Genomic DNA, 20,552 nt, shown 5'->3' on the forward strand with positions numbered 1-20,552 from the left:
CGCACTTCCTTCCGTGATCTGCGGCCTATTGCAGCAGGGCCGACCGTCACCCCGCCAGCTCCTCGGTGATCGCCTCGATCGCCCTCCAGGCGTCCTCGGGCAGGTCTGTCGTGGCCCAGGCCGCGGCGGATTCCGCCTGGGCGGGGGAACGGACGCCGGCGACGACTGAGGCCACAGCCGGGTGGCGCAGCGGGAACCGCATCGCGGCGTGCGGGAGGGTGACTCCCTGCTGCTCGCAGGCCTCGGCGAGGGCCCGGGCGCGCCGGAGGATCGGCGCGGGCGCCGGGCCGTAGTCGAAGTAGGCGTCGTCGGGGGGCCAGGGCTGGGCCAGCAGGCCTGAGTTGAAGGGCGCGGCGGCGACCACCGACACGCTCCGCTCGGCGCAGGCGTCGAGCAGCGGTCCGGCGCTGCGGTCGACCAGGGTCCAGCGCCCGGCCACCATGACGGCGTCCACGTCCGTCTCGGTCACGATCCGCAGCAGCGGTGCGACGGAGTTCATGCCCGCCCCGATCGCGCCGATGACGCCTTGGTCGCGCAGTTCCGCCAGGGCCGGGAGCGCCTCGCCGATCGCGGCATCCAGGTGGTCGTCCGGGTCATGGACGTAGACGATGTCGACACGGTCCAGGCCGAGCCGCGCCAGGCTGGCCTCCAGGCAGCGCCGGACGCCGTCACCGGAGTAGTCCGGCCGCCGGACCAGCGTGTCGGGGACGGCGAAGCCCCCGGCGGCCAGGTCCGATCCGGTGGGCGCGGGATTGGGCTCCAGCAGCCGGCCCACCTTGGTCGACACAGTGAACTCCGTGCGCGGTCGGCCGGCGAGCGCCGCGCCCAGCCGTCGCTCGGACAGGCCGAGGCCGTAGTGCGGCGCGGTGTCGAAGTACCGCACACCGCCGTCCCAGGCGGCGTCGATCGTGGCACGGGCCTCGTCGTCGCCGAGCGGGCTGTAGAGGTTGCCGATCGGCGCCGCGCCGAAGCCGAGGGCGCTCACCTGAACCGAGGTGCGGCCGAGCCGACGGGCGATCATGCGGTGATCCCGTACCAGTCGGCCGCGGTGGCGCCGAATACCGCGGCCCGCTCCGGCGGGCTCAGCGCCGCGGTGAGCTCCTCGGCGACGCCGATCACCTCGTCGTAGCCCGCCGCGAGCAGGCAGACCGGCCAGTCCGACCCGAACATCAGGCGGTCGGGACCCAGCGTCTCCAGCAAGGTGTCGGCATACGGTTGCAGCGCCGCCGCGCGCCACGGCTCGGTCCTGGTCACCAGGCCGGAGAGTTTCACCGCGGCGTTCGGGCACGCGGCGAGCGTGGTCAGCCGGGCCGCCCACGGCGCGAGCGCGTCGGGCCGGATCTCGGGGTTGCCCGCGTGGTCGAGGACGAACCGTACGTCGGGCAGGTCCGCGACGGTCCGCACGGCGGAGGCCAACTGGTCGGGGCGGAGCAGCAGTTCGTATACGAGTCCCGTCGCACCGACCGCCGCGATGCCCCGCCGGACGTCCGGGCGCAGCAGCCAGTCCGGGTCGGCCTCGTCCTGCACGCCGTGGCGGACGCCGACGAGCGCTTCGCCGCCGGGCAGTTCGCGCAGCCGGGCGAGCCGGTCGCCGACATCCGGGGCGGTCAGCTCGACCCAGCCGACGACGGCGGCCACCTGGGGGTCGGCCGCCGCCAGCCGGAGCAGTTCCGGCGTCTCCGGCTCGACCGGCAGGGTCTGGACCACGACGGTGGCGTCGATGCGGTGCGTACGCAGGGCAGGCCGCAACTCGTCGACGGTGAAGGTCCTGCGCAGCAGCGGGATGTCCGTGGTCCACGGCTGCTCCCGCGCGGCGAGGTCCCAGACATGGTGATGGGCGTCGATGCGCACGGCTCCGCCTTTCGGTCGGGGTGGTGGAGGGATCGGAGAGGCGGTGCGGCCGGGCCAGGGGCCTCAGTCGAGGTGGAAGACCTCTTCGGCGGGCGCCCACCACTCGCCTTCGGCGGCGCTGTCCACCGGCTGCTGGCAGGGGTCCGTCCGCGCCCACCACTCCCGGGTGATCGCGTCGGCGGCGATCGACGCGGTGTCGGCGGCGTAGTCGTCGCCGGTGTACTCCAGGTAGCTGAAGAGCAGGCCGTCACGCAGATAGATCGAGTAGTTGCCGATGTTGGCCCGCTTCAGCGCGGCGAGCACCCCGGGCCAGGCCTCGGCGTGCAGGGCGCGGTACTCGGCCTCCTTCTCCGGACGCAGCCGGATCACCGCCGCGAATCGCTTCATCCCCTCAACCCTTCACGCCTGGGCGTAGTCCTGGGGCGAGCCGTGCGCCGCCTGGATCGCCCGCTTCAGAAGCATCTGTTCAATCCGGCTGGATGGACCATATGTATCGGGGGATCCCTGTGCAATGCCTGGCCATGAGATGGGCCATTTTGTCCATTTGTTTCCACAGGATTACGCGCTCGACCGGCAAATTTCGTCTGGACTCTTCCCTACCGGATGCGCCGGTGTCATAGTGGCCGCGCAAATAGATCTGATTCATCTGAGCAGCGAGGAGGTTGCCCGGTGTCAGGCACAACCAACGCTGAATCCGGAGGATCGGACGACGCGTCAGATAGATACCGCCCGGGTTACGAACTGGTGGCGGAGCGGCTGCTGAACTACATCGCCGAGCAGAACCTGCTCCCCGGCGACCGGCTACCGACCGAGCAGGGACTCGCGGAAATCCTCGGGGCGACCCGTAACGTCACCCGTGAAGCGGTCAAGGTCCTGGCGGCGATCGGCCGGCTCAGCGTCCGCAAGGGCGCGGGCATCTTCGTCTCCGCGTCGCCCGGCGCGCTGGCCGACGACCAACTCGCGCATTTCCAGCCCACCAGCATGGAACACCTCCTGATGCTCCTGGACTACCGCCGCCTGATCGAGTCCGAGACGGCGCGGCGTGCCGCGACCCTCGCCACCCCGATCGAGGTCCGGGCGATGCGGGAGAGCGCCGAGACCTCCCTTGCGGCCGGAAAGGCGGGCGACGTCGAGGCGTTCGCCCGGGCGGACGCGCTGTTCCACGACTCCGTCAGCGTCGCCGCCCACAACGTATTCCTACGGTCGAGCGTCGCCAACATCCGGCGGTTAATGCTGCAGTCGGACGTGCTGCTCTTCCATGGGGACATGCCCGGCTCGTTGGAGGTCGCGGGCAACCAGCACCTCGGCATCGTCGACGCCATCGCCGCAGGCGAGGCGGATACCGCCGCAGAACTGATGACCGCTCACATCGGGACCACACAGAACCAGTTCGAGCGCAAGATCCGAGACCGGTTGTTCAACCTGGCCCGGCGCCCCGACGCGCAGGCAGCGACCTCCGAGCGAGCGTCGAAGTCCGCGACCGCGTCGCAGCAGCCGGCGTCGGAAACGTCCGCTTTCTAACCGGCGGACACCCCTGCCTGCTCCGGGGCCGTCCGCGCCAGCAGACGCCTCCGGAGTACTCAGCCCGCTGCGGGCTGCCTCAACCCGCCTTCACCGGCAGTCGATTGGGATTTCAGTGTCGAAATTTCCTTCCCTACTCCGCCCCCGTATGCGGAGATCCGCCCTCATAGCCGTATTGGCCCTCGCCGCAACGGCGATGGCACCCATCGGTGTGGCCTCGGCAAATTCCGCCTCCTCGGCGCCGCCGGCCGTGAACGTCTACGTCTCACCCACCCAGGGCAAGGACACCGGGGCAGGCACCGCCTCGCACCCGTTCAAGACGCTGACGAAGGCCAGGGACTTTGTCCGCACCATTAACCGCAACATGCAGCGGGACATCCATGTCGAGCTGCTGAGCGGTACGTACACGCTCACCGACACCCTCACACTGACCAGCGCGGACTCCGGCACCAACGGCCACCGCATCGTCTACCAGGCCGCGCCCGGCGCCCACCCGGTCTTCAGCGGGGGCACGTCCGTCACCGGATGGACCCTGGCCGATTCCGCGCACAACGTCTACAAGGCGCACGTCGGGAACATCGACACCCGCCAGCTGTACGTCAACGGCGAGCTGGAGACGCGCGCCCGCGGTGCGAAGGACCCCTCCGGGTTCACCAAGACCTCGACCGGCTACACGATCACCGACACCAGCCTGGACAACTACAAGAACCAGTCGGACATGGAGGTCGTCAGCCGCTGGGGCTGGATGCTGATGCGTTGCCCGGTCCAGTCCATCGTCGGCACCACCATGACGGTGCAGCAGCCGTGCTTCCACAACGCCAACCTGCACCAGGGCCAGGAGATCCAGAACCCGACCTGGCTGGAGAACGCCCGCGAGCTGCTGGACACCCCCGGCGAGTGGTACCTCGACAAGAGCGCCGGCGACCTCTACTACATGCCCAAGGCCGGCCAGGACCTCGCGACCGCCACGGTGACCGTGCCGCGCGTTCAGGACCTGGTCGACCTCAACGGCACCATCTCCGCCCCGGTGAGCAACGTCTCGTTCCAGGGCATCACCTTCTCCTACTCGACCTGGCTCGCGCCCAGCTCCTCCGACGGCCTGATCGAGGGCCAGGCGGGCTTCCGCATCGTCGGCTCCAACAACCCGGACTTCGACTCCACCCGGCTGAACTGGGTCAAGACGCCCGGCGCGGTCAACGTGAGTTACGGCCACGCGGTGTCCTTCCTGGACAACACCTTCACCCACCTCGGCGCGGTCGGGCTGAACCTCAACACCGGCACCCAGGGCACCCAGATCACCGGCAACGTCTTCAAGGAGATAGCCGCGACCGGCATCCAGGTCGGCGGCACCGACGTCATCGACCACCACCCCAGCGATCCCCGGTCGATCACCAAGGACAACACCGTCAGCAACAACGTTGTCACCAACGTGGCTGACCAGTACACCGGCTCACTGGGCATCATGGCCGGTTACACGGACCACACCGTCATCACCCACAACAAGGTCTACGACCTCCCCTACAGCGGCATCTCCGTCGGCTGGGGCTGGGGTCTCACCGACAAGGGCGGCGACACCAACTACCCCGGCAACTCGGGCGTACCGGTCTACGACACGCCGACCACCAGCCAGAACAACGTGGTCAGCGACAACGAGATCAGCGACATCATGAAGCTCCAGGCCGACGGCGGAGCCATCTACACGCTGAGCACCAACCCCGGCGGCGTCGTGTCCGGCAACTACATCAAGACCATCCCCGACCGGGCCTATGGCGCCATCTACCAGGACGAGGGCAGCCGGTACTGGCACCTCACCGACAACGCCTTCTGCGACGTGTCCTACCAGTGGCTCCTGATGAACCACGGCATGGACAACACGGTCGACTACAACTTCACCTCCCAGCCCAAGTTCTCCACACAGTTCAACAGCACCGGCGACACGATCACCAACAACACCACCGTGGACGGCTGCAACCAGCTGCCCGCCTCGATCGTCGACAACGCCGGCCTCCAGCCGCAGTACCAGCACCTCGACCCCGACCCGGTGAGCAGCGACAAGACGGCGCCCACCGCACCCGGCAAGCCCGACGCGGCCGCAAACTTCCCGACCGTCGCCGACCTCAGCTGGCCGGCGGCCACCGACGACACCGGCGTCACCGGATACACGGTCTACCAGGACGGCAAGCTGGTCAGCGCCTCCACCGGCCCGAAGGTACGTATCCCCGGCCTGAAGGCAGGCTCGACGTACAGCTTCACGGTGACCGCACGCGACGCGGCCGGCAACGAGTCCGCGCCCGGCCCGGCGGTCTCGGTGACCATGCCGTCCGGCGGCGACCTCGCCCTGAACAAGCCGGTCACCGTCTCCTCCTACTCCGACCCCAACACCCCCGGGCTCGCGGTCGACGGCGATCTGTCCACCCGCTGGGCCCAGGGCCTCGGCCTGCCCGACCCGTCCTGGATCCAGGTCGATCTCGGCGCGCAGTACGACGTGACCGGAGCCATCACCACCTTCGAGAAGGCAGGTGGTTACAAGTACCGGCTCGAGATCTCGCGGGACGCGAACTACTGGACGACGCTGGACGACCACACCGGCTCGGCCACCACCGAAGCCACCAACTACTCCTCGGCCGCCAAGCCGGTCACCGGCCGCTACCTGCGGCTCACCATCACCGGCTCGAACTACAACGGCGGCAGCATCTACGAACTCGAGGCCTACGGCACGCCCGCGGCCCCGAACACCGACACCCAGGCCCCCGCCGCCCCCGGCAAGCCGACCGTCACCCCGCTGCTGCCCGGCGTGGCCGACGTCAGCTGGCCGGCCGCCACCGACAACGTCGGCGTCACCAGCTACGACGTCTACCAGGACGGCACGCGGATCGCCAACACCGACAAGACCACCACGCGGGTCACCGGCCTGAAGGCGCAGACCGCGTACAGCTTCACGGTCGTGGCCCTGGACGCGGCGCTCAACAAGTCCGACCCGAGCCCGGCCGCGACCTACACCGTCCCCGCCGACAACGACCTCGCACTGAACAAGCCGGTCACCGTCTCCTCCTACTCCGACCCCAACACCCCCGGTCTCGCGGTGGACGGCGATCTGTCCACCCGCTGGGCCCAGGGCCTCGGCCTGCCGGACCCGTCCTGGATCCAGGTGGACCTGGGCAAGGTCTCCTCGCTCTCCAGCGTGGTCACCACCTTCGAGAAGTCGAGCGGCTACAAGTACCTCCTGGAGTACTCCAGCGACGGTGTGAACTGGTCCACCCTCGACGACCACACCGCCACCGACACCACCTCGTCGGCGAGCTACTCCATCGCCCCCTCGCCGGTGTCCGCCCGCTTCGTGCGGCTCACCATCACCGGGTCGAACTACAACGGCGGCAGCATCTACGAACTCCAGGCGTACGGCGACTTCTGACCCGCACGCCCGGACACCCGCACGGCCGAACGGCCTGTCCGATCAACAGAAACAGAAAGTCAGCATGAAGATCACTCATGTGGAAGTCCACCGGATCGATGTTCCGGCAGCCGATCCTCCGTTCAGCTGGCGGGACGGGCTGGGCGGCAGCGCTCCGGCGGGCCACGGCGCGGTCCTGCGGATCGGCACCGACGAGGGTGCCGAAGGCGTGGCGCTGTTCGCCCGGCCGGGAGCGGCGGCCATGCTCGAGGACCTGGTGGAACGGGTCTTCCGCGAAGAGCTGATCGGACAGGACCCGTTCCAGCGCGAATGGCTCTGGCACCGGATATGGGAACTCGACCGCATCCAGGAGCTCCCGCTCCCTACGTTCGGTCTCATCGACACCGCCCTGTGGGACCTCGCCGGACGGGTGAATGGTCAGCCCGTCTGGCAGGTCCTCGGCGGATTCCGCAGGGCCATACCGGCCTACGCCTCCACCTCGACCTTCGCGACGACCGAGGAGTTCCTCGACGTCGCGGACCAGTGCCTCGCCCTCGGCTACCAAGGCATCAAGCTCCACGCCTGGGGCGACGCCCGCAAGGACGCAGCACTCTGCCTCGCCCTGCGCAAGCACGTCGGCCCCGACGTGCCACTGATGTACGACGGCTCGGCGGGCTTCGACCTGCCGGACGCCATCTACCTGGGCCGGGCGCTGGCCGAGGCGGACTACCTCTGGTACGAGGAGCCGATGCGCGAGTTCAGCATCAGCGCCTACCAGAAGCTCGCAGAATCCGTGCCCATCCCCCTCCTGGTCGCCGAGACCTCGGACGGCGCCCATATGAACTCCGCCGACTTCATCAAGGCGGGCGCCGCGACCTTCGGCGTACGGGTAAGCACCAACCTGCGCGGTGGAATCACCGGAGCCATGCGTACCGCCCACCTCGCCGACGCCTACCGGCTCCGCGCCGAGGTGCACGGCTCCGACATCCCCAACCACCACCTCTGCATGGCGATCTCCAACACCACCTACTACGAGTCCCTGGTGACCGCGACCACGGTCCGCCGCGAGCGGCACGTGGACGACCAGGGCCTCGTGCACGCCCCCACCGAACCGGGAATCGCCCTGCCCCTCAATTTCGAGTACGGCAAGGAACTCCAGCGGTTCGTCGAGGGAGCCAACGGCTGACGGCAACCGCCGGCCCGCCGCTTCCCGCAACACCATCGGCACCTAACCCCGCCACACCCGCACGTAAGAAAAAGAAAGGCCCAACCATGAGGTCTCCCGGATTCCTGAAGAGCGGTACCGGCCGCAGAACGGCGCGGAACGCCGCCGCGGTCCTCTCCCTCTGCGCCGTCACCGCCCTCGCCGGCTGCGCCAGCGCCACCTCGTCCCCCAGCTCGACCAGCTCGGGCGGCGGGACCGCCTTCAAGCCGGTCAAGCAGGACAACGCGTCGCAGATCACTGTCTGGACCGACTCCACCCGGCTGCCGCAGGTGCAGGCGTACCAAAAGGCGAACCCCGGCGCGAAGCTGAACGTCGTCACCTACGACGGCAGCGCCGACGGATCGACGTACCTCCAGACGAAGGTGCAGCTCTTCGACCGCACCGGCAAGGGCTGGCCGGACGTCGTCTTCGGCTCGCCCACCGACGTCACCTGGGCGTCGCAGCCGACCAAGCCGAACGCGATCCCGTTCGCCGCCCCGCTGGACCAGAACCTGGTCCCGCAGGCGACCCTGGACAACTTCGCCAAGGGATCGCTCGCCCCCTGCCAGTTCAACGGCCACACCTACTGCGTGCGCAATGACATCGCGCAGGTGGTGCTCTGGTACAACAAGTCCCTCATGGAAAAGTGGCACTACCAGGTCCCCACCACGTGGGAGCAGTACCAGGCACTCGGCTTGAAGGTCGCCAAGGAGCACCCCGGCTACCTCGTCGGCTCGGTCGGCGACACCAACTCGCAGGAGTCGTACTTCTGGTCCAGCCAGTGCCCGGCCTTCCAGCTGACCAATCCCACCACGCTCCGCACCAACCTGCAGGACCCGAACTGCACGCGGATGTCCAAGCTGCTCGACTCCCTCATATCGGCCAAGGCCGTCAGCACCCAGGGATTCTTCAGCCAGGGCTTCGCCAAGAACAGCGGCAGCAAGGTCCTGATGGCCAACGGCCCGTCCTGGTACGGCCAGTACCTGTTCAACACGGCCTTCAAGACACCTGCCAAGCAGATCACCGCTGCCGCCCCGCTGACCTGGTCCGGTGAGAGCACCGCCGCCACCGGCAACGTCGGCGGCGGTGTCTGGATGGTCTCGTCGCACAGCGCCAACCTCAAGGCGGCCACCGACCTGACCACCTGGCTGACCACGTCGACCGCCAACCAGTCGAAGGCGCCGACCTACCCGGCGTACGTGCCGGCGGCCAAGGCGTGGCTGGCCAACCCGACCAACAGCAGCTACTTCGCCACCGATGTCAGCGGCGTCTTCCAGCAGGCCGCCAACGAGGTGTGGACCGGCTGGTCGAACACCAAGTTCAGTGACGCGACCGCCTGGTCCAGCGTGGTGCTGCCCGCACTGACCTCCGGCAAGTCACTGACGGCGACGCTGCCGGCCTGGCAGAGCGCCATCGCCGACGAGGCCAAGGCCAACGGATACGCGGTGACCACTAAATGACAGTGCTGGACACCCGGCACACAACCGTCTCCCCCTCCCGCCGCGGCCTTACGCCGCGGCGGGGCGGGGGGGGCGGGGCGGCCGGCTATCTCTTCGTCGCCGGATACACAATCCTGCTGCTCGCCTTCGGCGTCTTCCCCACGGGCTATTCGTTCTACCTGGCGCTGACCAACGACCAGGGCCAGTTCACCGGCCTCAACCAGTTCGTCAAGGTCATCCAGGACTACCGGTTCGTCCCCGCTTTCACCAACATCCTGGTCTACCTGGTGATGTGGCTCGTCCTCCTGGTCGTGCTCACCGTCCTGGTGGCGGTGGTGCTGCGCAGCCGTATGCGGCCGGGGCTCTCAGCGCTCTTCCGCTTCCTCTACTACATCCCCGGCGCGCTCGCCGGGGTGGCCAGCGTCCTGGTGTGGCTGTTCATGCTCGACCCGGACGTCAGCCCGGCCTCCTGGCTGCTGAACTCACTGGGCTTCCACAGCTTCGCCGCGGTGCTGGCGCCGGGTAACCTCCCGGTGATCTTCGTTCTGATCGCCTTCTGGACCGGGGCCGGCGGCTGGATGGTGGTGATGTACGGGGCACTGAACAACATCCCGGACGAGGTCCTCGAAGCGGCCAAGATGGACGGGGCCGGGCCCTGGAAGACCGCCTGGCACATCCAGATCCCGATGATCAGGCAGTGGATCGCCTATATGACGATCCTCGCCTTCGCCGCCGGCACCCAGCTGTTCGTCGAGCCGCAACTGCTCCAGACGGCAAGCCTGGGCCGAGTCAGCCCGACGTGGTCACCCAACCAGTTGGCGTACGTCTTCGCCTTCCAGCAGGGCGATTTCAACGGCGCCGCCGCGATCTCGGTCTTCCTGCTGGCCCTCGGCCTCATCTGCGCAGGTCTGCTGGTGACCCGCTCGAACCTGTTCACGTTGGATGAGAAATGACAAACACCGCAATCGCCTCATCCGCGACGGCCCGGCGCGGCGCGCCCTCGCGGGTCATCTCGCTCCTCATCATCTGCGTACTGCTCGCGGTGCTGCTGGTCTTCTTCATCCTGCCGGTCGTCTGGCTGCTGCTCGCGCCGTCGAAGACCGCCGACCAGATGGTCCACGACTCGCCGCTGTCGTTCGGCTCCTTCGGCCAGATCGCCGCAGCCTGGAAACACCTTTTCTCGTTCCAGAACGACGCGCTGCTGGGATGGCTGCGCAACTCCGCGGTCTACTCCGGCGGCTCCCTGATACTCACCCTGCTCACCAGCGTTCCGGCGGGTTACGGGCTGGCGCTGACGAAGTTCCGCGGACGCAAGGCGCTGCTCGCGATCACACTGGTCACCATGATCATGCCCTCGGCCACGCTGGTCCTGCCGGTCTTCCTGGAACTCAACCAGTTCCACCTGATCGGCACGGTGTGGTCGGTCATCCTGCCGTTCTCGTTCTACCCGTTCGGCGTGTACCTCGTGTACATCTACTTCGCCACCAGTCTGCCCAAGGAGATTCTCCAGGCCGCCCGCATCGACGGCGCCTCGCAGTGGCAGATCTTCACCCGTATCGCCCTGCCGCTGGCGAAGCCCGTCGTGGGACTGGTCGCGTTCTTCAGCTTCGTCGGCAACTGGAACAACTTCTTCCTGCCCTACCTGGTGCTGCCCAACAGCGACCAGTTCCCCGTCCAGGTGGGACTGAACCAGCTGCTCACCTCCACGCCGTCGTTCAACCCCGTGGCGGGTGCGGGACTCAACATCACCATCCCGGAACTCGCGCTGGCGATCATCGTCGCCATCCTTCCCGTGCTGGTGCTGTTCCTCTTCTCGCAGCGCACGCTCGTCTCCGGCATGCTCGCCGGGGCGACCAAGGAGTGAGCGGCCACGCAACAAGGAGGGGTTCGCCGGCTACCGGCGAACCCCTCCTTGTTGCGACAGGCCCTAGTAGTGCTTGGTCAGGCCTACCTGACCAAGCACTACTAGGGCCTTGTCCGGTCGATATCCGCGGCGTCACGTGCCTCCCCCAGCCTGGCGGCTGGGTAGGGGTCCTCCCCCTGGCTTCGCCGGGGGCACCCCCACCGGCCGAAGGCTGGTGGGGGTGCCCCCGGACGGAGTCTGGGGGAGAGTGCCCCCAGGCACCAGCGCTCGTGGCGTTGCCGAGATGCCCTAGTAGCGGAGCTACTAGGGCATCTCGGCGCCTTGTGATCGCAGGCGCCAGACCCGGCTCCTTCTCCCACAGAGATCGGCCGGACAGGCCCTAACGGGCCTCTCTTATTGAATTCGCCGAAGATTTGTCACGACGCGCTCGCGGTCGGCGCGGGCTGGCCCGAGGAGCGCTGGGGGAGCAGAGCCCGGCAGGTCGTGTACGCCTTGGCGGTTTTGGCGTCGGCGGTGTTCAGCCCGCGCATCGCACCACCCTGGGAACCGGGGGACGCGGAGGGCAGCACGACTCCGTGGTCTTTCATGCAGCTGGTGAACGCGGCGATGGCCGACGCGTTCGCGCCGCCGCCCATGCCACCCTGCGGACGCAGGCTCGCACACGCCTGCGCCGCCTTCTGGAACGCCGGATTGGCCGACTGGCCCCCGCCGAAGCCACCGCCACCGCCACCGGGCTGACCGCTCGGGCGGCCACCGGGCTGACCACTGGGGCGGCCGCTCGGGAGTTTCACCCCGTTCTGCGTGAGGCACTGTCGGTAGGCGTCCGCCTGTTGCGACCCACCGGAGGCGGCCGGCGCGGCGTTGGTCGACGTACTGGAGGAAGGAGAGGACGAACAGCCGAAGAGCGTCAACCCCCCTGTGGCAATGATCGCGGCCGAAAATGCGGCACGGTGACGACTGCGGAACATGACCGGTCTCCTCAGGGGGTAGTAGACAGGTGGCGTACCACCACCGCCATACTCAACCCCAGCCGCTTGGCAGAGGGCTGGAAGAAACCCGGGAGTTTGCTGGGAACGCGGATCCATCACGCCGGCATCACATGTAACGTTTCGCACCCTTATGAGGCATTCATCCAGGGTGACGGCCGACCACGGTGGGCGGCGGCCCCCAGGAAACCCCAGGAAAGCTGCCAGGAGTTGGACAAGCCGGGCGGCCACTCTCGCTGCCATGAGAGTCCTTCCACGACGGCGCAAGGCCGTCTTGATGAACTCGGTGCTCGGCGTGGTGCTCGTGGCAGCCGCCACGGGTGCCTACGCGGCCGTCAACAGTGACAGCACCGCCAAGGCCCCCACCGGTTCACGTACGGTTACGGTCGCCAAGGGCAGCGTCCTGGCAACGGTCTCCGGCTCGGGATCACTGATCTCCCCCAATGACGCCGCAGCCGACTTCGTCACCGGCGGCACCCTGACGAAGGTGGAGGTCAGCCCTGGTGACAAGGTCACCAAGGGTCAGGTACTGGCGAAGGTCGACAAGACCACGGCCGACCAGACCCTCACCGAGGCGGAGGCGTCCCTGACCGCCGCCCAGGCCAGCCTGACCAAGGCTGAAGCCGGCCAGACGCCCGCCGCCACCCAGACCGATCCGTCACCCAGCGCGTCGGTCGACGCGTCCGCGGTCGCCCAGGCGCAGGCCCAGGTGGCGCAGGCCCAGGACGGGGTGGACACGGCACAGGCAGCGGTGGACGGTACGACGCTGAAGGCCCCGGTCAGCGGCACGGTGGCGTCGGTGGCCGCCGCGGTCGGCCAGACCGTCTCCGGTACGAGCGGCTCGGGCTCCAGCGGCTCGTCGTCCTCGACTTCCTCCTCCACGTCCACCTCCTCGTCCCCGAGCGGCTTCATCGTCATCACCAACCCCAAGGGGATGCAGGTGACGGCTGACTTCTCCGAGTCGGACGCGCTGAAGCTGAAGGCGGGACAGGCCGCCACGGTGACCTTGAACGCCCAATCGAACAAGACCCTCAACGCCAAGGTGCTCTCGGTCAGTTCGCTGCCGGCCACCAGCACCAGCAGCAGCGGGTCGGGCGGGTCGGGCAGCAGCAGCGCCGTGCAGTACGCGGCCACCCTTGCCGTCGACGGTTCGACCAGCGGCCTGCGGACCGGGATGAGCGCCAGCATCCAAGTGGTCACCGGTGAGGTGTCCAACGCGTTGTACGTCTCGGCCGCCGCTGTCAGCGGTACGGGCAGCAACCGTACCGTCACCGTGGTGAAGCAGGACGGCAGCACCCAGGTCGTCAACGTCACCGTGGGACTTCAGGGTGACACCAATGACGAGATCACCAGCGGCCTGACCCAGGGCGAGCAGGTGCAGATCAAGAGCGTCGCTTCCACGGGCACCAACGGCTTCCCCGGCGGCGGCTTCCCCGGCGGCGGCGGTGCCGGCGGCCGTGGCGGTGCCGGTGGCGTCGGCGGCGGCGGCGGAGCCCGAGGATGAGCCCGCTGCTACGCCGACGGCGTACGACGGAGACCGGGCCGGCCGAGGTGGGACCTCTCGAAGAGGGACCTGTCGAGGTGGGCCTGGCCGAGCCGGGCCCGTGGGGTCCGGCACCGGTCATCGAGGTGCGGTCGCTGGTGAAGAGTTACGGTGAGGGCGAAGGGGCTGTGCACGCACTGTCCGGCCCCGTGGACCCGGTCACCGGCGACCGGGCCGGGGTCGACCTGACCGTGATGCAAGGCGACCTGGTCGCCATCATGGGCAGTTCCGGGTCCGGCAAGTCCACGCTGATGAACATTGTGGGCTGTCTGGACGTGCCGACCTCCGGCCGGTATCTGCTGGACGGTATCGATGTGGGCGGCCTGGACGAGAGCCAGTTGTCACTGGTGCGTAACCGCAAGATCGGTTTCATCTTCCAGTCGTTCAACCTGGTGCCGCGTACGACCGCACTCGCCCAGGTCGAGCTGCCGCTGGCCTACGCCGGGGTGAAATCGGCGGAACGCCGCCGCCGGGCGGTGGCCGCGCTCAGCGTGGTGGGGCTCGCCGACCGGCTCGATCACCGGCCCAACGAGCTCTCCGGCGGCCAGCAGCAACGTGTAGCGGTCGCCCGCGCCCTGGTCACCTCGCCGGCCATGCTGCTGGCCGACGAGCCGACCGGAAATCTCGACAGTCGCAGCACCGACGAGGTGCTGGGCATCATCGACCGGCTCAACGCCACGGGACGCACCGTGGTGCTGATCACCCACGAGGACGAGGTGGCCCGGCACGCCAAGCGCGTGATCCGGCTGGTGGACGGCAAGGTCGTCAACGACGTACGGCAGGCCCCGGTGGACGGCCTGCCGCCCGCCCTGCGGGACCCGGACGGCTTCGCCCACGCGCACGCGGACGCGATGCAGATCACTGAGCAGTACACGACTCAGCAGTTCGCCCAGCCTGCCGCCCAGCCGGCCGTGCCACAGACCGCCCTGCTGGATACGACGCTCGGGAGTGAGCAGCGGTGAATCCTTTCGAGACCCTGCGGTTCGCGATTGCGGGCCTGGCGGCCAACAAGGTGCGCTCCGCGCTGACCATGCTCGGTGTCCTCATCGGCGTGGCCGCGGTCATTCTGTTGCTGGCGGTCGGCAACGGCTCCTCGCAGGCGGTGAAGGCCTCCATCGAGAAGCTGGGCACCAACGCGCTGACGATCTCCTCCGGCAGCAACGGCACCTCAAGCACCGCGATCACGATCAAGCCGCTCACCCTGGACGATGCCAAAGCCCTGGCCGACCCCAAGCAGGCACCGGACATCAAGTCCGTCTCCCCCGAGGTCTCCACTTCCCAGACCGCGATCTACAACGGCACCTCGCACACCGTCAGCCAGGTCGTCGGCACCTACCCCGCCTACTTCGAGGGGTCGAACAGCAAGGTCGTCAAGGGCGACTACTTCAGTAACGACGACGTCCTCAACTCCCGCAAGGTCGCAGTCATCGGCTCCACCACGGCCACCGACGTGTTCGGCACCACGGATCCGATCGGCAAGACCATGGTGCTCGGCGGCACACCGTTCACCATCGTGGGTGAACTGGCCACCAAGGGCGGCAGCGGATTCCAGGATCCGGACGACGTGGTGATCGCACCTCTGCCCACGGTGCAGAACGCGTTCAGCGGTTTCGGCTCCCTCAACCAGATCCTCGTGGAAGCCGTGTCAGCCGACGCGACCACCCCGGCGCAGAGCGAGATCACCACCGTCCTGATGGGGAAGCACGGCATCACCAACGCGAACGCGCTGGACTTCCGGGTCAGCAGCCAGACCTCGCTGCTGACCACCCAGGCTGCCACCACCTCCACCTTCACCGTCCTGCTCGGCGCGGTGGCCGCCATCTCCCTGCTGGTCGGCGGGATCGGCATCACCAACATCATGCTGGTGACCGTGACCGAGCGGACCCGGGAGATCGGTATCCGCAAGGCGATCGGCGCGCCCAAGGGCGTCATCCTCGGGCAGTTCCTGACCGAGTCCACACTGCTGTCGCTGATCGGTGGCGGCCTGGGGGTCGCCATCGGGCTGCTCGGATCCCGGTTCAGCATCGCCGGCATCAAACCAGTGATCATCCCCGCGTCCGTCTACGGCGCTCTCGGAATCGCCGTGGCCATCGGCCTGTTCTTCGGCAGCTACCCGGCGAACCGGGCCGCGAGCCTGCGACCTATCGAGGCGCTACGACACGAGTGACCCGGCACCACCAGCGCCCCGCGACGACGATCCACCGTATGGACAGGAGTACCCGGACATGGCCCGACACCGCCATCTTGTGAAGGCTGCTGCCGACCGCGAACCCGACGCCACCCCGGCGCTGCCGGACGCGCCCGATTTTGGTGACCAATCCGAAAACGTTTACCAGCCCGAGGAACAGCCCGAGGACGTGCTCGCCGATCCTCCGGACATGCGGGACATCAGCGCCGAGCTGAACGCCCCGCCCCGTCGCAAGCTGCCGTGGCCCACTCTGCTGCTGACCAGCGGGGTCGTCGCGGTGCTGGCCTTCACCGGCGGCGTGCTGGTGGAGAAGGGCCAGTCGTCCGGCTCCTCCGCGCCGGGCGGCGGTGCCGCGGCGGGCGGCGCGCGCTTCGGTGGCGCCGGTGGCCCCGGGGCAGGCGGGGCAGGCGGACAGGCGCCCGGTGGCGGCAATGCCGCCGGCGCCGGAAGCGGAATGACGGCCGGCACCGTCAAGGTGGTCGACGGCAGCACGATCTACGTCACCGACGCCCAGGGCAACATCATCAAGGTGAATACCGGCAAGTCCACCCAGGTCAGCGTGGCCAAGAACGGCAAGGTCTCCGACCTGAAGCCCGGCCAGACCGTCACCGTGCGCGGCAGCCAGAGCTCCTCCGGCGACATCACCGCGACTACGGTGACAGAGGGCGGCAGCACCCCCGGAGGGTTCGGCGGCAGAGGCGGGCAGCCAAGCGCCAGCTCCGGGGGTTGATGCCGCACATATGCGGTGAGAGGTAGCGTTCATCAGCACTTTCGAACACACCAGAGGCCAGATGAACACAGACGCGCCCGAGGCCAGCCTGCTGGTTGTCGAGGACGAACCCAACATCAGGGAGCTGCTGGCGGCATCCCTGCGCTTCGTCGGGTTCGAGGTGGTCTCTGCGGCGACCGGTGCCGAGGCACTGGCAGCGGTCGCCGCAGAACCCCCTGACCTGGTGGTTTTGGACGTGATGCTGCCGGACATGGACGGTTTCACCGTGGTGAAGCGGCTGCGTGAGGACTTCGCCGCCTACAGTCGGACAGGCGCCGGCACCCGCGAGCATCTGCCCGTCCTGTTCCTTACCGCCAAGGACGGCATCGACGACAAGGTCAGCGGCCTGACCGCCGGAGGGGACGACTACGTCACCAAACCCTTCAGCCTTGAAGAGCTGATCGCCCGCATCCGGGCCGTCCTGCGCCGCACCGGCGGTCCGGACAACAACGGCACCCTGATGGTCGACGACCTCGAGCTCGATCCCGTCGGCCATCAGGTGCTGCGCTCCGGCCGCCAGGTCCCGCTGTCCCCCACCGAGTTCAAACTGCTCGAATACCTCATGGTCAACGCCGGCCGGGTGCTGTCCAAACCGCAGATCGTCGACCATGTCTGGGCGTACGACTTCGGCGGCGACCTCAGTATCGTCGAGTCGTACATCTCCTATCTGCGCCGCAAGGTCGACTCCGGTGAGCGCGGCGCCGCCAAACTCATCCACACCGTGCGCGGCGTCGGGTACGTGCTGCGCCGCCCGCACGGATGACGGCGATGCGTTCCCGGTTGGCCCGTTGGACGCGTGCCTGGCGGCCGCCGACACTCTCCCTGCGGTCCATGCGCTCCCGGCTCGTCCTGATGTCCGTCGTGCTGGTCGCGGTCGGCCTCGGCGTGAGCGACACCGTGGTGCTCAGCCTGGTCCGGGGCGATCTCGTTCAGCGCGTCGACCAGCAGCTCAAAAGGTTCGGCGGCCCGTTGACGCGCCGGATCGCGACCGACGGTCGTCGCCCGTCTCCGTCGGACGCGCAGGAGAAGGGCATCGGCAGCCCCTGGCTGCCCAGCCAGTACGTGGTCTCCTTCGTCGGCGCCGACGGCAAGATCTCCCAGCAGTTGAGCGTCCCGGTCTCCCCCAGTGACCCCCGTCCGCAGTGGCCGGTCATGGATGCCGCCCAGGTGCGCGCCCGCACCGGCATCCCCTTTGACGTCCCCAGCGACCACGGCGACAGTGAGTGGCGGGTGCTGATCCTCGCCGTCCCCGAGGCCACCGCCCGGCACCTCCCCGCCAGGGTCGTGGTGGCGGTCTCCCTCCACGACGTGACCTCCACGACCGCCAGCCTGAGCGCGGAGTTCGAGCTGATCGGGGCGGTCGTGGCGGCGCTGCTGGGCCTGGCCGGGTGGTTCTCGGTACGGGCCGGACTGCGGCCGCTGCACCGTATCGAGGCCACCGCCACCGAGATCGCCGCCGGGCGCCCGCTGTCGCACCGGATGCCGCACGCCTCAACACGTACCGAAGCCGGAAGGCTGTCCACCGCGCTCAACATCATGCTCGAACGGATCGAGTCCGCCTTTGCCGCCCGCGCCGAATCCGAGGCCCGCATGCGGCGCTTCATCGCCGACGCCAGCCACGAACTGCGCACTCCGCTCGCCGGCATCCGCGGCTTCGCGGAGTTGTACCGGATGGGTGGGCTGCCCAACCAGGCCGACGTCAAGCGCACGATGGCTCGCATCGAGAACGAGGCGGTACGGATGGGCGGCCTGGTCGAGGATCTGCTCACCCTGGCCCGCGCCGACGAAAGCCGTCCCCTGCAGCTCGCCCCGATGGATCTGCGCACTCTCGCCGTCGACGCCCTGCACGACACCACGGCCCTGGACGCCACCCGCCCGGTCTCCCTCACCGGACCCGGCGGCGACAGCCCGTCGGCCCCCGCCCTCGTCCTCGGCGACGAGGCCCGCCTGCGCCAGGTCGTCGCCAACCTGGTCGGCAACGCCGTAGCCCACACCCCGCCCGGCACCTCCATACGTATCGGCGTCGGCTCCGACAACGGCCACGGCCTCATCGAAGTCGCCGACCAGGGCCCGGGCCTCCAACCCGAACAGGCCACCCGGGTCTTCGAACGCTTCTACCGCGTGGATGCCTCCCGCACCCGCCGCGAGGGCGGCGGCGCCGGCCTCGGCCTCGCCATCGTCACCGCGCTTGTGACCGCACACAACGGCCACGTCGACGTGACCAGCACCCCAGGAAAAGGCGCGACCTTCCGCGTACGCATCCCATCGGCCGAATGAAGCCAGTACGTTCAGGTAAGTTTGCGCCAACGTTCAATTCCCCCGGCTCTCCATTTTGCTAGATCTTACGGAATATCCGGAATGCCGTTTTGAGGGAATGCCTGAATGTGAGATTTTCCTTGCATCCGCCGCTGCCCCAGGCTAATTTGATGCCGCATCACACGGATGGAATTCCATCGCAAAAGACCAAGGATCTCGACGCGAGGAATCCAGGCGCGGATCCTTGCCCCCCCACGTTTATTGTTGAGGAGTTGGTTTGCGCAGCATGCTGTCATCGAAGAAGAACATCGGGGAAACGGCGTCCGGCCCGAAGCGTTCGCGGAAGCTCCGCCGGTCCGCGCTCGCGAGTGCGCTCGGTGCCGTGGTCCTGGTCATGGCCCTCCCGACCAGTGCGAACGCCGACGTCCTCACGCTCCTGCCGCAGAACGCCGACGGGCTCGAGCAGACCTTCTCCCCCGCCTACGACTACGACGGCGACGGCTGCTACACCACCGCTGCCATCGGCGCCGACGGCACCATCAACCCCGGCCTGGCGCTGGGCGGGGACGTGAACGGCCGCTGCCACGACATGGCCCAGCTCAGCAACGCCAACACGTACTCGCGCGAGAAGTGCAACAACGGCTGGTGCGCGGTCGTGTACGCCAGCTACTTCGAGAAGGACCAGGCCACGCTGGGGCCCGCGGCCATCGGGCACCGCCACGACTGGGAGCACGTCGTGGTGTGGATCAACAACAACCAGGTCCAGTACGTGTCGGTGTCGCAGCACACCAGCTACGCGATTTCCGCCGCCTCGGGGGTGCGCTTCGACGGGACCCACCCGAAGATCGTCTACCACAAGGACGGCGCCTCGACCCACGACTTCCGCTTCGCCAACACCAACGACGAACCGGCGGAGAACGCCACCGGCAACTGGTTCTTCCCGCGCCTCGTCGGCTGGGAGGGCTACCCGGCCGGTTATCGCGACAAGCTCATGAGCGCCAATTTCGGCGATGCCACGATCAAAATCACGGACGGCTCCTTCAACTCCACCCTCTCCAACTCGATGCCTTCCGGAATCCCGTTCAACCCCAACGCGTGACATAAGCGCCGAAGTCGGCGGCCGACCCCGTAAGCAGCGGGGTCGGCCGCCGTCGTCATGCCGCGGGGAAAGCCTCCGGGAACTCGGTGCTCTCCTCGTCCCCGACCGCCGCCTCCACCTCGTCGGTGGTGAGTGCCAGCTGAACGGCGACGTAGTACACGGCGAGGCTGAAGGCGATGACCACCAGCAGGACCCACCAGTTTCCCAGGGTGATCGCCTGCTCGAAACCCTGCAGCGCGAAGACCACACCCGCCGGCAGCGCGGCGAACACTCCATGTGTTCCGTACGGTGCGAAGCCCCCACCGGCGGTGAAGTTCGAGGTGCGGAAGGTCAGCGACATCAGGACGACGACGGTCAGCAGCGGGACGAGCGTCTTCCACGATTCAAATCCTGGGCAAAACGCGGGACGGGGAGCGGCCCGGGCCGCTCCCCGTCCCAGGA

The 20,552-nt window shown here is 68.3% G+C and carries 18 protein-coding genes; 13 read left to right on the forward strand and 5 right to left on the reverse strand.

The genetic code is table 11. From position 1 onward, the window contains the following. Window positions 1-46 precede the first annotated feature (46 nt). The 3 genes from EFK10_RS27430 to EFK10_RS27440 all read right to left on the reverse strand — a co-directional run bounded on the left by EFK10_RS27430 (window position 47) and on the right by EFK10_RS27440 (window position 2,238). A complete protein-coding gene (locus EFK10_RS27430; protein WP_127358340.1) occupies window positions 47-1,021 on the reverse strand; it encodes an aldo/keto reductase in 975 nt (324 codons plus the stop codon). After that, a complete protein-coding gene (locus EFK10_RS27435; RefSeq protein WP_127358341.1) occupies window positions 1,018-1,851 on the reverse strand; it encodes an amidohydrolase family protein in 834 nt (277 codons plus the stop codon). Before EFK10_RS27435 ends, EFK10_RS27430 begins: the two co-directional genes overlap by 4 nt. 63 nt (window positions 1,852-1,914) lie before the next feature. Further along, window positions 1,915-2,238 carry an L-rhamnose mutarotase gene (locus EFK10_RS27440; protein ID WP_127358342.1) on the reverse strand — a complete coding sequence of 108 codons (324 nt, stop codon included), beginning with the start codon at window positions 2,236-2,238 and terminating at the stop codon, window positions 1,915-1,917. 357 nt (window positions 2,239-2,595) lie between these two features. Between EFK10_RS27440 and EFK10_RS27445 the strand changes: the two genes are divergently transcribed. The 6 genes from EFK10_RS27445 (at window position 2,596) to EFK10_RS27470 (ending at window position 11,270) form a co-directional block, all read left to right on the forward strand. Further along, on the forward strand, window positions 2,596-3,372 hold the full coding sequence (locus EFK10_RS27445; protein WP_240677491.1) for a FadR/GntR family transcriptional regulator: 777 nt from the start codon (window positions 2,596-2,598) through the stop codon (window positions 3,370-3,372). A gap of 148 nt (window positions 3,373-3,520) precedes the next feature. Further along, window positions 3,521-6,784, forward strand: coding sequence for a discoidin domain-containing protein (locus EFK10_RS27450; RefSeq protein WP_127358344.1), 3,264 nt, complete (start codon window positions 3,521-3,523; stop codon window positions 6,782-6,784). A gap of 64 nt (window positions 6,785-6,848) precedes the next feature. Next, complete coding sequence (locus EFK10_RS27455) at window positions 6,849-7,949, forward strand: enolase C-terminal domain-like protein (RefSeq protein ID WP_127358345.1); 1,101 nt, start codon at window positions 6,849-6,851, stop codon at window positions 7,947-7,949. Between the two features lie 86 nt (window positions 7,950-8,035). Further along, on the forward strand, window positions 8,036-9,427 hold the full coding sequence (locus EFK10_RS27460; RefSeq protein WP_127358346.1) for an ABC transporter substrate-binding protein: 1,392 nt from the start codon (window positions 8,036-8,038) through the stop codon (window positions 9,425-9,427). Further along, a complete protein-coding gene (locus EFK10_RS27465) occupies window positions 9,424-10,359 on the forward strand; it encodes a carbohydrate ABC transporter permease (RefSeq protein WP_127358347.1) in 936 nt (311 codons plus the stop codon). The genes EFK10_RS27460 and EFK10_RS27465 overlap by 4 nt, the downstream gene beginning before the upstream one ends. Continuing rightward, a complete protein-coding gene (locus EFK10_RS27470) occupies window positions 10,356-11,270 on the forward strand; it encodes a carbohydrate ABC transporter permease (RefSeq protein WP_127358348.1) in 915 nt (304 codons plus the stop codon). Before EFK10_RS27465 ends, EFK10_RS27470 begins: the two co-directional genes overlap by 4 nt. A 416-nt stretch (window positions 11,271-11,686) precedes the next feature. On the opposite strand, the gene EFK10_RS27475 is transcribed toward EFK10_RS27470, so the two are convergent. Beyond that, window positions 11,687-12,061: a hypothetical protein gene (locus EFK10_RS27475; protein ID WP_206305605.1), complete on the reverse strand. Its 375-nt coding sequence runs from the start codon at window positions 12,059-12,061 to the stop codon at window positions 11,687-11,689. Window positions 12,062-12,497: 436 nt separating this feature from the next. Here EFK10_RS27475 and EFK10_RS27480 point away from each other — a divergent pair, with 436 nt between their 5' ends. From EFK10_RS27480 to EFK10_RS27510, 7 genes are all read left to right on the forward strand, one after another. Continuing rightward, complete coding sequence (locus EFK10_RS27480) at window positions 12,498-13,760, forward strand: efflux RND transporter periplasmic adaptor subunit (protein ID WP_164836164.1); 1,263 nt, start codon at window positions 12,498-12,500, stop codon at window positions 13,758-13,760. Beyond that, on the forward strand, window positions 13,757-14,761 hold the full coding sequence (locus EFK10_RS27485) for an ABC transporter ATP-binding protein (RefSeq protein ID WP_127358350.1): 1,005 nt from the start codon (window positions 13,757-13,759) through the stop codon (window positions 14,759-14,761). Before EFK10_RS27480 ends, EFK10_RS27485 begins: the two co-directional genes overlap by 4 nt. Further along, entirely contained in the window at window positions 14,758-15,966 is a 1,209-nt protein-coding gene (locus EFK10_RS27490) for an ABC transporter permease (protein WP_127358351.1), read from the forward strand. Before EFK10_RS27485 ends, EFK10_RS27490 begins: the two co-directional genes overlap by 4 nt. Before the next feature lie 58 nt (window positions 15,967-16,024). Next, a complete protein-coding gene (locus tag EFK10_RS27495) occupies window positions 16,025-16,717 on the forward strand; it encodes a hypothetical protein (RefSeq protein ID WP_127358352.1) in 693 nt (230 codons plus the stop codon). 61 nt (window positions 16,718-16,778) lie between these two features. Further along, window positions 16,779-17,519, forward strand: a complete 741-nt coding sequence (locus EFK10_RS27500; RefSeq protein WP_127358353.1) for a response regulator transcription factor — start codon at window positions 16,779-16,781, stop codon at window positions 17,517-17,519. A gap of 5 nt (window positions 17,520-17,524) precedes the next feature. Further along, the gene (locus EFK10_RS27505; RefSeq protein ID WP_206305606.1) at window positions 17,525-19,033 is read left to right on the forward strand and encodes a sensor histidine kinase; all 1,509 of its coding nucleotides are present in this window, start codon (window positions 17,525-17,527) and stop codon (window positions 19,031-19,033) included. Window positions 19,034-19,406: 373 nt separating this feature from the next. Further along, window positions 19,407-20,111: an NPP1 family protein gene (locus tag EFK10_RS27510; protein WP_407647157.1), complete on the forward strand. Its 705-nt coding sequence runs from the start codon at window positions 19,407-19,409 to the stop codon at window positions 20,109-20,111. Between the two features lie 55 nt (window positions 20,112-20,166). On the opposite strand, the gene EFK10_RS48865 is transcribed toward EFK10_RS27510, so the two are convergent. Beyond that, the gene (locus tag EFK10_RS48865; RefSeq protein WP_206305607.1) at window positions 20,167-20,451 is read right to left on the reverse strand and encodes a hypothetical protein; all 285 of its coding nucleotides are present in this window, start codon (window positions 20,449-20,451) and stop codon (window positions 20,167-20,169) included. Between the last annotated feature and the right edge of the window lie 101 nt (window positions 20,452-20,552).

Source organism: Streptomyces soli (assembly GCF_003999195.1).
In the GTDB taxonomy this organism is placed as follows: domain Bacteria; phylum Actinomycetota; class Actinomycetes; order Streptomycetales; family Streptomycetaceae; genus Actinacidiphila; species Actinacidiphila soli.